Raw genomic sequence first — 13,048 nt, forward strand, 5'->3', positions numbered from 1 at the left:
AAGAAACTTTTCTGCCATTTTATGGCAATTTTATTCTGTGTCCCGAGAATCAATAAGCAGCGAGAGCCTTAGAGTGAAACCGCAGTTGAATCCCCCCGAGAGTCTGACGCCTGAAACGGCTGCGCCTGTGAGTGTACAGGGACGCGTCCTCACGCGCCATGTTATTACGCGCGGTGCAACGCTTGTGCTGCAGTATTATCTTGCCACCGCTTCAGGCCCTGTGCTGGTGGAGTTACCTGGCTCTGAGTACATTTGTTTTTGTCATCAAAGCGATATGGCGGCATTGCAATTACAAACGCCGGGGCAGGCACTGCGCTTTGTACCGCTTGCACTTAAAAGCTTTAAAAGACAATCCGTTGCGGCGATTTATGCCCAGTCGAGCAGTGTGTTTCGTCACTTACAGCGGATAGCGACGGATGCTGGCATTCCCTTATTTGAGGCGGATATCCGTCCCGAGCAGCGTTTTTTAATCGAACGTTTTGTGGCGCTCGATGTGGCATTTTTAGGGCATTTTGTCAGCAACGCTGGCATAGATGAACAATTGCTCATTTTTAGCGCTGTACGAGCAAAAGCCGTTGCCCCGCAGCCGGAAATAAAATTGCGTTCAATCTCCCTCGATTTTGAATGCAGTTTTGAAGGATTACTCTATTCCGTGGCCCTTTATGGACGCGATGTGCAATCTCAGCCCTATGAAAAAGTCATTATGGTGGGCGAGGCGCAGCCAGATGCTGCAATCTACATCGAATGGGTGAACGATGAAGCGGCGCTTATCCATCGTCTCATCGCTTGGTTTACTGAGTTTGATCCCGACGTGATCATTGGTTGGTCGGTGGTGACCTTTGATTTGGCCTTGTTATATCGGCGTGCGTTGCTGCACCGGATCCCGCTGCGTATCGGCCGCGGTGGCGCGCTTCTCGAGTGGAAGGTCGAGAATAAATTTCGGCCTGAAACCTTAAGTTTACCGGGGCGAGTGGTGCTCGATGGTATCGATTGGTTAAAGGCGGCCTTTTATCAATTCGAGCGCTTCTCCTTGGAGTTTGTCGCCCAAACGCTACTCGGTGAAGGCAAAGCGATTCATGATGTAGAAAATCGAGTGCAAGAGATTGATGTGCTATTTGCCGAAAATAAACAAGGGCTTGCACATTATAATCTGACCGATAGTCGCTTAGTGTGGGATATCTTTGAACATACTCAATTGTGGGATTTTGCCCTCGCTCGCGCCGAATTAACGGGGTTAGAACTGGGGCGCGTAGGCGCCTCGGTCGCCGCATTCAACCATTTGTATCTACCGCATTTACATAGGGCAGGCTTCGTCGCGCCCGCAGAGCCTGCTAGCCAAGGGATAGAAAGCCCTGGTGGTTATGTAATGGATTCTGTCCCGGGTTTTTATCAACATATTTTAGTGTTTGACTTTAAAAGCCTTTACCCATCGATTATCCGGACTTTTTTAATTGATCCTAAGGGCTTGATTGAAGGTTTGGATGACGAGGAGGGATCTGCATTAGATGAGCCTGAAACCGTTGCCGGTTTTTTGGGCGCGCGGTTTAACCGACATCAACCGATCCTGCCAAAACTTATCCAAAATCTCTCCGAACAACGCGAAAAAGCCAAGCGGGAGGCGAATGCGCCTTTATCGCAAGCGATTAAAATCATTATGAATTCGCTTTATGGGGTTTTGGGTTCCCAAGGCTGCGTGTTCCATGATGCGAAACTGGCAAGCTCCATCACCATGCGCGGTCATCAAATCATGAAGCAAACTCGCGCGTGGATTGAGGACATGGGCTACCAAGTCATTTATGGAGATACCGACTCCACCTTCGTTTATTTAGGCCCAGAGCCAGATCTCAGTGATATTAATGCCTTAGGTAAGCAGATTGCCGCGCGAATGAATCAGCAATGGCAAAGTAAAATTGCGCAGGAGTTTCAGCTAGAAAGTTTTCTCGAACTACAGTTTGAGCGCCATTACGAACAGTTTTTTATGCCGACCCTGCGGGGCTCGGAGGAGGGCAGTAAGAAGCGTTATGTCGGTGCTTGGCGCAATAGGAATGGCTCGCTGGAAATCACTTTTAAGGGGATGGAGCAGGTTCGCAGTGATTGGAGCCCCTTGGCGCGTAAGGTGCAGGCTGAACTCTATGAGCGCATGTTTAACCAAAGGGATATTAGTGGCTATTTAACGGATGTGATTGCTGAGCTGCTGGCTGGTAAACGCGATGATGAGCTGGTATTTAGCAAACGCATGCGCCGTAATTTAGATGAATACACGGCCAAATCTTCTCCCCATGTCAAAGTGGCGCGCCAGCTTTGTGAATTAACAGGAAAGGCATCCTTTGGCAAGCGAGGGGCACAGATTGATTATGTGATTACTGTAAACGGTCCTGAACCTGTTTCGCATAGATCGTCTACAATTGATTATCAATACTATATAGATAAGCAAATTGGCCCTATTGCAGAGCCTGTCTTTTCAATAATGAAATTAAATTACACGAACATTGCTTCTAAACAGTTGCTGTTAATTTAGCGTTGCTGTTGTGTGTTTTGTGTTTTATTTGCGGGTCTGTGTAGTGTTTTAACCTGTTTTATAGAGGTTAAACACGCTGTTTTTGTGATGTTTCTCTACATAATCTTTAGGTTTCGCTTGGAGAGTGGAATGAAAATTTGCTACTCTCACCGGGAAATTGTAAGGAAATATAACAACGGAATGACGTTGATAAAACATAAACGAAAAGGTTAAGCACCAAATGAACAAAACGTTAGTAGCAACTGCGCTAGCAGCACTCTTTCTCGCGCCAACAGTATCAGCAATCGAAATCTACAAAGACGATAAAAATGCGGTAGAAATCGGTGGCTTTATTGATGTGCGCGTAATCAATACCCAAGGTGAAACTGAAGTTGTTAATGGTGCTTCTCGAATCAATTTTGGTTTCAGTCGTGAGTTAACCCACGGTTGGAACGCCTTTGCTAAATTGGAATGGGGTGTGAACCCTGTTGGCAGCAGCGATATTGTCTATAACAACCGTTTCGAATCGGTGCAGGACGAGTTCTTCTACAACCGTCTAGGCTATGCTGGCATCAGCCACGATGAGTACGGCACTATCACTATTGGTAAGCAATGGGGTGCTTGGTATGACGTGGTTTACAACACCAACTACGGTTTTGTATGGGATGGTAACGCGGCAGGTGTTTACACTTTTAACAAAGACGACGGTGCAGTAAACGGCGTCGGTCGTGGTGACAAAGTTGTTCAATACCGTAACAGCATTGGTGATGTGAGTTTTGCGGTTCAGGCGCAATTAAAAAACAGCAGCTTCTATACCTGTGATATCGAAAACATCACAGAAGAAGCCTGTGAAGTGGAATGGAACGCAGGTAAGAAAGAAGCACAACAAGTCACCTATGATTACACCTATGGCGGCTCTGTAACTTACAAAGCCACCGATAAACTCAGCTTGATGGCGGGTATTAACCGCGGTGAATTTGATATTGCTTATGGCAATGGCGACCAAAAAACCGCTGTTGATCTGATCTACGGTGTGGGTGCGACCTGGGGCGACTTCGACAAGAATGGTTTATATGCTGCCGCCAACGTTCACAAAGAAGAGAACCATGATACCGACAACATCGGCCGTTTGATTAAAGATGCCTACGGTGTTGAAACTTTAGTTTCTTACAAGTTTGATAACGGTTTACGTCCATTTGTTTCTTATAACATTCTGGATGCCGGTAAAGACTATGTTATTCAACCAAACTTTAACGCCGATCCGAACGATGTGTTCAAACGTCAGTTTGTAGTTGTAGGTTTACACTTTGTGTGGGATCCAAACACGGTTCTGTATGTTGAAGCACGTAAAGACTACAGCGACTTCACCAGCACCGACAAAGCACAAGAAGCCAGAATGTCATTATCAGAAGATGATGGCATTGCCATTGGTATCCGCTATACGCTTTAAGCCTCAGCTGTTTATCTAGAAACTAGATAACGAAAAGTAAACAAAAAACGCCAGTCAGCAATGACTGGCGTTTTTTGTTTATGCCGCTGGCATTCAGGACTGTCAGTAAGTGTTGTCTGCATTTTGTTTTATTTGTTTATTTTATGTTGATTAAAGGTTTTATATGTGATTTTATTGTTTCCGCTGAGTGCTCCGTAGTTTTTCGAGGTACTCCTGTTTGAAACTGCTTATTAAATAAGCGGATTATAATAAAGACATAATATGTCCAGGGAGATAGACAATGCATAAGAATAACTTTTTAGCCAAGTCTGTGCGTTTCGCATTGATTGGTGGTGTAGCTGCAACTGCGCTAAACGTGCCATTAGTAATGGCTGCTGATGAAGCTGGCGCAAAAGTTGAGCGTATCGAAGTAACTGGCTCGCGTATTAAACGTACCGATATGGAAGCCGCAAGCCCTGTTCTCGTGATGAACAGAGATGAGCTTGAAGCAACTGGTATGATTAGTATCGGTGACATCCTACAAACTATCCCTGCAGCGGGTTCTGCGTTAAATACTGCGTTTAACAACGGTGGTGACGGTTCAACAAATATGGACCTACGTAACCTTGGTGCACAGCGTTTGCTGGTATTGGTTAATGGTAAGCGTTGGATCTCATCACTAGGTTCAACTGTTGACTTAAACACTATCCCAACATCAGCAATTGACCGTATTGAAGTACTTAAAGATGGTGCTTCTGCTGTTTATGGTTCTGACGCTATTGCTGGTGTAGTAAACATCATTACTCGTAAAAACTTTGAAGGCGTAGAAGTTTCTGTCTATGGTGGACAAAACGCGAAATATGACGATGGTCGTCAATATACAGCAGATGTGACTATCGGCTCTGTGTCAGAGAAAGGTGGTTTACTGTTCAACATGAGCCATGTGACTCAACAGCCTATTTGGGCTGGTGACCGTGATATTTCTGATACTGGTTACAGTTCAACTACTGATAACACTCGTCTTCGCGTTAAAGGTTCGCAGCTGAATCAAGCTAACCAAGACGCGCTGGCTGCGATTGGAAAGCCTAATAGCTCAGGTATTTATGACTTCATGTCAAAAGAAGGTACAGGTACTAACATTGGTGCTGATCAGTTCAGACCTCGTACCGGTAGTGACTTATATAACTACGCTCCTGATAACTATTTATCAACTCCACAGAATCGTAATTCATTCTATGTACAAGGTTTTTACGATATCTCTGATAACTTACGCTTTGTATCAGACTTTATGATGACAAACCGTAAGTCTTCTCAAGAATTAGCGCCAATGCCATTAACTTTAGGTGCATCATTCGGTGCTGGTGCTAGCCGTGTAGATATCGGTGCGAATAATATTTACAACCCGTTTGGTGAAACCTTATATGGTGATAGCGCACGAGCTGTCGCTAATGGTGAAGCCGCTGGTTACGTGCCATATGCTTTACAGCGTCGTATGATTGAAGCTGGTTCGCGTCAATACAATCAAAACGATACCACTTACCGCGCAATGGTAGGTTTTGAAGGTAATATCAACGATAACTGGACATGGAGTGCAAGTTATATTTACGGCCAAAACAACCAAGATGTGTTGACTACTGGCCTTTTAAACTTAACTCGTATCAACCAAGCATTGGGTGATAACTGTGATGCAAGCAATGGTTGTGTGGCGCTAAACCTTTTCGGAGGTCCTGGCACTGTTACACAAGACATGGTTGACTACATCACTTTCGACAGCGTAAGCCGCTCAGGCTTAACAATGAAAGATTATACATTCAACATCTCTGGTGATTTATTTGATTTACCAGCTGGTGCTGTTGGTATGGCATTTGGTCTTGAACGTCGTGAAGAATCTGGTTTTGATACTCCAGATCCATTAACAGTAACAGGCGAATCTTCTGGTAACCAACGTGATGCTACTTCGGGCGGATTCCGCTTAGACGAAGCATATGTTGAATTATCAATCCCTGTTCTAGAAAGCTTGTTATTGACTCCTGCTGTTCGTGTATCTGACCATGATGCTTATGGTAACAATACCACAGGTAAAGTTGGTCTAGAGTTCCGTCCAATCGACGATATGTTACTTCGTGGTACTTGGGCTCAAGGTTACCGTGCACCATCGATTTCTGACCTATATGCTGGTAATGCTGATGACTACGCAACATGGACTGACCCATGTAATACTAGAACAGCTTCTGGTGCTCCTCTTGATATTTCAGGTTTACCAGGTTGTGCTGGCGTTCCTGATGGTTATAGACAAGCAAATACCCAAATTAGGATCACACGCGTATCATCACCAGACTTAAAACCAGAAACTTCTGAGTCGTATACATTCGGTACAGTGTATAACCCAAGTTGGTTAGAAGGTGCGGAATTAACGTTAGACTACTATAACATCAAGGTCGAAGACGCGATTGGCCGTTATGGACATACACGTATTGCACGTGAGTGTGCTACAGGTTCGAATCCTGCGTCATGCGACAGGATTGATCGTGATAGCTTAGGTAATATTGTTGATTTACGTAACTTCTTACAAAATGCTGGTGAGTACAATGTTGAAGGTATCGACTTCTTCACTGCATATCGCTTCCCAGAAACTTCGTTTGGTTCATTCAAAGCATCTTTAGATATTGCTTATGTAATTAAGAATGAATTTGATGGTACAGATCGTGTTGGTATACAAACAGGCGATGGCGGTTTCCCTGAGTTCAAGTCTAATCTAATGGTTGATTGGGCGATGGGTGATTGGGATGCTCACTGGAAGGTACGTCTGGTTGGTGAAATGACTAACGATTATTACACCGATGTTGACCAGGAGACCTATGATTACTATAAAGAGCTTGGTATTAGAGAGAATTTTGATACCTATATGGTTCACAACGTCTCTGTTGGTTATAACATAGATGCTTATAACACCAAAATTTCTTTAGGTATCAACAACCTGTTCGCTAAGAAACCTCAGGCTGAAGGGCCAACAAATAACGAGGCTATTTCTACAAACAACTTCTCTGTAACAGAGTATGATGTGAACATGGATCGCTTCATTTATTTACGTGCGACTACTAAGTTCTAATATTAGTTTTCCTAGTTAACAAAAGCCGAATACAGTCCAGTATTCGGCTTTTTTATTCAGTGCTGCTCACTTTTCTAAAATTATCGTCGTTTGACATATTCGTTTTAGCTTTGCATTCAGGATTAGCAATTTTGAATTAAAAAGCCCTTCATTTATCCGCCGCTTATACCACTCATGAGTGATTGTTCTTTGTACCTAAAGCAACCAAAACTTTTAGACTGCTTAAAAAAACACCTTTCGTAAAAAAATTCATAACTAAGACTTCTTTACACTAGTTTTTACGTGTCCCGAATGTTGACACAGGTCAACATTTTGTGAAATGATGCCAGCGGGTCTATGCCTGTAAAGGCATAGGAAAGGGAAGAAAAAACTAAGAATCACAAGAGAAAGATGGACTTACAGTAAGCATTTACTAAAGTAAGTCTTGCTTAAAGTGATGTTGCTGTTAAGTTAACTTTTTTATTCACTTCAAATTGGTTGGGAACTATGTCCAAGGTAAGCAATAGAACAAAAATCGCTACTGCACTTGTTGGCGTGCTGGCATTAGCGAGCAGCAACTTAGTAGTTGCAGATCCTCTTACCGACGTGCAAAAAGCGGATAGTATGATCCATGCTGATGCTGCTGCGTCGCAAAAGAATGTTGATAAGTATTTCGATCAAGCACAAGACATGCTTTTTGAGTATGGTTCTGTTGCTGATGAGCGTGAATCACTGAAGTCCTATAACGATTACGTTGCCAGCTTAGTCGCTGATCAACAAAAAACGATGGACGCGATTCAAACTGACATTAACGGCGTAGATAAACTGCGTCAGGGCGTTGTGCCTTTAATGTTTAAAATGGTTGAGTCTTTAGAACAGTTCGTTCAATTAGATCTGCCATTTAACTCTGAAGTTCGCGCTAACCGCGTTAAAGAGTTAAAAACACTGTTAAACACTGCTGAAGTAACTTTAGCTGAAAAATACCGTTTGATTCTGGATGCGTACAGCATCGAGCGTGAATACGGTAGTGCTGTTGCAGTTAACCAAGGTAAATTGACCTTAGATGGTAAAGAAGTATTAGTAGACTTCTTTAACTTAGGTCGCGTAGCTCTTTATGCTCAGAGCTTAGATCAAAAGACTGGCTGGATGTACAACCCAGAATCTAAGGGTTGGGATAAGTTAGATGACAGCTATTTGCGTGAACTGACAAAAGGTATCCGCATTGCCCGTAAACAAGGCGCTCTAGATCTATTCGCGTTACCAATTCCTGCTGCGGAGACTGCACAATAATGAAGAAGTTAATTACTACAGCTGTATTAGCTGCAAGTTTTTCTTTAACTGCTGGTATGGCTAGCGCTGCTGATGCGCCTAAGACCATCGATCAATTATTGCAGCAAGTTAAAGTTGATCGCGCTGCTGAAGGCAAAGTTAACAGCAAACGTGAACAAGAGTTCCAAGCTGAACGTGGCGATAAAGCGGCTCTGTTAAAGCGTGAAAAAGATGCTTTAGCGGCTGAAAAGCAACGCGGTAAAGACTTAAACCAAGCTTTCTTAGACAACGAGCGTAAAATTGCTCAGTTAGAAGAAGACCTGAAAACTGCTCAAGGTGACTTGGGTGAGATGTTCGGTGTGGTTAAAGGTGAAGCGGGCGATTTCGCTGGTAAGTTAGCCAGTTCAAACGTAAGTGCTCAATACCCAAATCGCGATAAGTTCATCGCTGATTTAGGTGCGCGTAAGCAATTACCAAAAATCGAAGAGTTAGAGCAATTTTGGCAAGAACAATTATTCGAAATGGCACAATCTGGTAAGGTTGTTAAATTCGAAGGTTCTGTAACTGGTATCGACGGTAGCGTTAAAAACACCACGATTCACCGTATCGGTACTTACAACTTAACTGCTGATGGCAAGTATGTTGTTTACAACCCAGAATTAGGTTTAATTCAAGAGTTATCACAACAGCCAGAAGGCTACCAAGTTAGTGCAGTAGGTAAGTGGGAGCAAACTACTTCAGGTACTGCGCCATTCTACATCGACCCAGCTCGTGGCGTGCTGTTAAACATCTTCACTAACAAAGCAAGCTTTGAAGATCGTTTAGAAGCGGGTGGTACTATCGGTTACATCATTATCGCTCTGTTAGCATTAGGTCTGTTGATCTCTATCGAACGTTTAGTGACTATGACTATCATCGGCGCTCGTGTTAACAGCCAACGTAAGAACATTGATAAGCCAGGTAACAACGCATTAGGTCGTATCCTGAAAGTGTATCAAGAGAACAAAGACGTTGACGTTGAAACATTAGAGCTGAAACTTGACGAAGCGATTCTGAAAGAAACGCCAGCGTTAGAGTCTCGCATTTCAATCATCAAAGTTCTGGCCGCTATCGCACCTATGATGGGTCTGTTAGGTACAGTAACGGGTATGATTGCAACCTTCCAAAGTATCCAATTGTTCGGTACTGGCGATCCAAAACTGATGGCTGGCGGTATTTCTATGGCGCTGATCACTACAGTTCAAGGTCTGGTTGCGGCTCTGCCTCTGATGTTAATGCACGCAGTTGTTGTTGCTCGTAGCAAGTCAATCGTGCAAGTTCTGGAAGAGCAAAGTGCTGGTATCATCGCAGCGCACGCTGAGAAGAGGGCTGACTAATGATGATTCACCTGATGGACATATGGGATTCCGTCAGGGGCTTCATGGCCTCCGGAGGCGACGTCCTCTGGTTAGTAGCGTTTGTGCTGTTCTTAATGTGGGTATTGATGCTTGAGCGTTACTGGTATCTTAATTGGATATCACCAAAGCAACATAAAGCAATCATAGCTGCATGGGATGCTAGAGAGGAAACCACCTCTTGGTATGCACACCGTATCCGTGAAGCTTGGCTGTCCCAAGCGAAGCAAGATTTGAATGCACGTATGCTGGTCATTAAAACCTTAGTAGCGATTTGTCCTATGATAGGTTTGTTAGGTACTGTTACCGGTATGATTTCAGTGTTCGATGTGATGGCAGTTCAGGGGACGAGTAATGCTCGTTTAATGGCGGCTGGTATTTCAATGGCAACAATGCCCACTATGGCGGGGATGGTTGCAGCATTATCGGGAGTATTCTTCAGTACTCGCCTTGATGCCAAAATGAAAATCAGCTTAGAAAAGCTAAAAGACAGCATGCCGCACCACTAGAGAGAGATTGAACATGGCACGTAAAAAGCATTCCAGTGTAGACGAGGAAGCGCAAATTGATATGACACCGATGCTCGACATCGTGTTCATCATGCTGATCTTCTTCATTGTAACAACGTCATTCGTGAAACCATCTGGTTTGGACTATAACAAACCAAAAGCTTCACAAGCGACTTCTAAGCCTTCGGCTAACATCTTTATCGGCGTCAGCAAAACTGGCGTGATCATGATGGAAAACCGTCAGGTTGATATCGAGCGTGTAACTGCAAACGTTGAGCGTATGCTAGCTGAAGCGCCTGAAGCAGCAGTGCTGATCCAGGCCGACAAAGATACGCAACACGGCTTAGTTGTTAAAGTTCTAGACCAAGTCAAAGCGGCTGGTATAGATAAGATTTCGGTATCTGCGGGGAACGATTAATATGCTAAGAGCACTAGTATCAATCATTATTGGTGCTGCTGTGACTTTTGGTCTGTTCGCTTTTATGGCGTTCTTGGTCGGTGGTGGGGCGCAACGCGCTGAAACATCGGCCGAGACCCCTGTAATTGAAATCACCATGGATAGACAGGATGCAAAAGCACAGAATAAGCCAAGGGTAGTGCCTAAGCCGCCACCACCACCAGAGCAACCACAAAAGCCTGATACTACGCCACCAGACACTTCATCAAATATTGATACGTCTATGTCGTTCAATATGGGTGGTGTTGAAGCTGGTGGTCATAGTGCCGGTGGTTTCAAATTGGGTAACATGATGACACGTGACGGTGATGCAACACCTATCGTCCGTATTGAACCACAATATCCAATTGCAGCGGCGCGTGACGGTAAAGAAGGTTGGGTGCAGTTACGCTTTACGATTAACGAATTAGGTGGTGTAGATGACGTTGAAGTTATCCAAGCTGAACCTAAACGTTTATTCGACAAAGAAGCAATTCGTGCACTGAAGAAGTGGAAGTACAAGCCAAAGATTGTTGACGGCAAGCCACTAAAACAACCAGGCATGACAGTACAACTAGACTTCACTTTAGATAAAGGAGGCAAATAACAATGCGTAATGCTAATAAAATCGCAGTTGCGTTATTACTGTCTCTTTGTGGTGGTGCCTTATCCGTTTCTTCAGCTGTTGCGGCTGAGAAATGTGAAATCGATAAGCGCCAATCTAAAGCGGTAGGTGAAAGTGCTGCGAAGAAGGTTCAGAAATCCTTTGAAGCTTACACCAATGGCCAGCTTGACGAAGCGATTGCCGTATTGTTGGAAGCCAACCCAAAGAACGATTTCGATAAAGCGTATGTTGCGCGTATGCTCGGTAACTTCTATGCCGAAAAAGGCAAGATGGATACTGCGATCAAGTACCTAAAACAAGCCGTTGAAGCGGACATTTTAGGTGGAACAGATCACGCGGCGACACTGCGCCTCTATGCCGACTTATTGCTACAAGAGAAGAAGTTTAAGGAAGCGATTCCTTACTATTACAAGTGGATGGACTTCACTTGTAAGGCTGACTCTCAAATGTATCGTCGTATCGGTATTGCTTACACAGAACTGAAACAGTGGGACAAAGTGATTGAAGTGGCTGATAAAGGCCTTTCACTCGCCGAAGCTCCTGATAAAGGTCTGTATCAGATGAAACTGACGTCTTACTTCAACCAGAAGAAGTATAAAAAAGCCGTTGGTGTGTTAGAAGTCATGGTGCCGTTATTCCCGGATGATGGCAGATTATGGGTTCAGTTAGCACAGTTTTATCTGATGGTAGAAGACTATGATAAGTCGCTAGCGACTTATGATTTGGCTTACCGTAATGGTTTCTTGGATACTGGAGCTAACATCACTCGTTTAGCTCAGCTGATGGCACAGAAAGGTGCGCCATATCAAGCAGCTAAAGTATTCCAAAAGAACATGAAGTCGGGCCTCATCACTGAAGATGCTAAATCTTACGAGATTTTGGCTGGTTTCTACCAAAACGCGAAAGAGTTCAAAGAAGCTGCTGAGTTTTATGGAAAAGCGGCTGCTATCAATAACGATGGCAAGCTGTACCTGAAACAAGGTCGTTTACTGAGCTTGAATGAGAAATACTCTGAAGCGATTCCAGTGCTTGAGAAAGCCATCTCTTTAGGTATCGAACATCCAGGTGAAGCAAACTTCGAATTGGCGTTAGCCCATTTAAGTTTAAAACAGTACAAGTCAGCTTATAACCGCGCTGTATTAGCCGCGAAGGATAAGAAGACTGAGAAGAGTGCAAACAGCTATATCGCTTATATCAAAGAAAAAGCGCGTATGCACAACGTTGAACTGTAATTCACTGTATTCGCAATGCAGATCTAAAAAGCCCCGTAAGGGGCTTTTTCTTTATTGCAGCTTGATAAGCAATTGGGATTGTTGCTGATTCCGTTCAAGCTCAAGTGATAGCTTTGAGACATTATTAAATAAGGATTCGATACGCTTTTCTTGGGTCGGTAAGCACAGGCAAGCGGCAAGTTTATAATCGATTTTCAGCTTGTGATTTTTACCGAATTCTTGATTAAACTCTTGAATATGTTGTTCAATACGCTTTAACACCACCTCAGTACCTTCCTCATCAATATTGAAAAGTCCTAACGCAAAATGATTGTGATCTAACCTTGCAATCAAATCTGTCGCCCGTAGCAGTGCTTCTTGTACCTGTTTAGTAAAGAATTCGAGTAAATGGGGTTGTTTGACGGTTTCATGAATGTGAGGGCACAGATACAATAACGCCAAGCTTTGCTGCTCACGTATGTGCCTGTGCCACTCTCGGTTGAATACCTCCATGAAATAGGTTTGGTTATAGACCCCTGTTTCAGGATCCCTAAAACCTGAGTTACGAAATGAGTAGATCATAGATGAAT

10 protein-coding genes are annotated in these 13,048 nt (G+C 43.8%); 9 read left to right on the plus strand and 1 reads right to left on the minus strand.

Translation table 11 applies throughout. The annotated features are described in order from the left end of the window. Window positions 1–85: 85 nt before the first annotated feature. The 9 genes from CF168_RS07750 (at window position 86) to CF168_RS07790 (ending at window position 12,479) form a co-directional block, all read left to right on the plus strand. Window positions 86–2,518, plus strand: coding sequence for a DNA polymerase II (locus CF168_RS07750; RefSeq protein WP_089068926.1), 2,433 nt, complete (start codon window positions 86–88; stop codon window positions 2,516–2,518). Window positions 2,519–2,738: 220 nt separating this feature from the next. Then, complete coding sequence (locus CF168_RS07755) at window positions 2,739–3,947, plus strand: porin (RefSeq protein ID WP_089067510.1); 1,209 nt, start codon at window positions 2,739–2,741, stop codon at window positions 3,945–3,947. Window positions 3,948–4,227: 280 nt separating this feature from the next. Then, window positions 4,228–7,035, plus strand: coding sequence for a TonB-dependent receptor plug domain-containing protein (locus CF168_RS07760; protein ID WP_089067511.1), 2,808 nt, complete (start codon window positions 4,228–4,230; stop codon window positions 7,033–7,035). A gap of 486 nt (window positions 7,036–7,521) precedes the next feature. Beyond that, complete coding sequence (locus CF168_RS07765; RefSeq protein WP_011717519.1) at window positions 7,522–8,304, plus strand: DUF3450 domain-containing protein; 783 nt, start codon at window positions 7,522–7,524, stop codon at window positions 8,302–8,304. Next, complete coding sequence (locus tag CF168_RS07770) at window positions 8,304–9,659, plus strand: MotA/TolQ/ExbB proton channel family protein (protein WP_011717518.1); 1,356 nt, start codon at window positions 8,304–8,306, stop codon at window positions 9,657–9,659. The genes CF168_RS07765 and CF168_RS07770 overlap by 1 nt, the downstream gene beginning before the upstream one ends. Further along, window positions 9,659–10,186, plus strand: a complete 528-nt coding sequence (locus tag CF168_RS07775) for a MotA/TolQ/ExbB proton channel family protein (protein ID WP_011626575.1) — start codon at window positions 9,659–9,661, stop codon at window positions 10,184–10,186. Before CF168_RS07770 ends, CF168_RS07775 begins: the two co-directional genes overlap by 1 nt. Window positions 10,187–10,199: 13 nt before the next feature. After that, window positions 10,200–10,604 (plus strand): ExbD/TolR family protein, encoded by a 405-nt coding sequence (locus CF168_RS07780; protein WP_011623215.1) that lies wholly within the window; start codon window positions 10,200–10,202, stop codon window positions 10,602–10,604. Window position 10,605: 1 nt separating this feature from the next. Continuing rightward, a complete protein-coding gene (locus CF168_RS07785; protein WP_011717517.1) occupies window positions 10,606–11,229 on the plus strand; it encodes an energy transducer TonB in 624 nt (207 codons plus the stop codon). A gap of 2 nt (window positions 11,230–11,231) precedes the next feature. Continuing rightward, window positions 11,232–12,479: a tetratricopeptide repeat protein gene (locus tag CF168_RS07790; protein WP_086902580.1), complete on the plus strand. Its 1,248-nt coding sequence runs from the start codon at window positions 11,232–11,234 to the stop codon at window positions 12,477–12,479. Window positions 12,480–12,530: 51 nt separating this feature from the next. Here CF168_RS07790 and CF168_RS07795 read toward each other — a convergent pair whose 3' ends face one another. Next, window positions 12,531–13,040 (minus strand): diguanylate cyclase domain-containing protein, encoded by a 510-nt coding sequence (locus tag CF168_RS07795; protein ID WP_089067512.1) that lies wholly within the window; start codon window positions 13,038–13,040, stop codon window positions 12,531–12,533. Window positions 13,041–13,048 lie beyond the last annotated feature (8 nt).

Origin of the sequence: Shewanella bicestrii, from assembly GCF_002216875.1 — a bacterium.
In the GTDB taxonomy this organism is placed as follows: domain Bacteria; phylum Pseudomonadota; class Gammaproteobacteria; order Enterobacterales; family Shewanellaceae; genus Shewanella; species Shewanella seohaensis.

Excerpts from the sequence above, each read along its gene's own strand:
- CF168_RS07755 (WP_089067510.1), top strand. The coding sequence starts at position 2,739 with ATGAACAAAACGTTAGTAGCAACTGCGCTAGCAGCACTCTTTCTCGCG.
- CF168_RS07760 (WP_089067511.1), top strand. The coding sequence starts at position 4,228 with ATGCATAAGAATAACTTTTTAGCCAAGTCTGTGCGTTTCGCATTGATT.
- CF168_RS07765 (WP_011717519.1), top strand. The coding sequence starts at position 7,522 with ATGTCCAAGGTAAGCAATAGAACAAAAATCGCTACTGCACTTGTTGGC.
- CF168_RS07770 (WP_011717518.1), top strand. The coding sequence starts at position 8,304 with ATGAAGAAGTTAATTACTACAGCTGTATTAGCTGCAAGTTTTTCTTTA.
- CF168_RS07775 (WP_011626575.1), top strand. The coding sequence starts at position 9,659 with ATGATGATTCACCTGATGGACATATGGGATTCCGTCAGGGGCTTCATG.
- CF168_RS07780 (WP_011623215.1), top strand. The coding sequence starts at position 10,200 with ATGGCACGTAAAAAGCATTCCAGTGTAGACGAGGAAGCGCAAATTGAT.
- CF168_RS07785 (WP_011717517.1), top strand. The coding sequence starts at position 10,606 with ATGCTAAGAGCACTAGTATCAATCATTATTGGTGCTGCTGTGACTTTT.
- CF168_RS07790 (WP_086902580.1), top strand. The coding sequence starts at position 11,232 with ATGCGTAATGCTAATAAAATCGCAGTTGCGTTATTACTGTCTCTTTGT.
- CF168_RS07795 (WP_089067512.1), bottom strand. The coding sequence starts at position 13,040 with ATGATCTACTCATTTCGTAACTCAGGTTTTAGGGATCCTGAAACAGGG.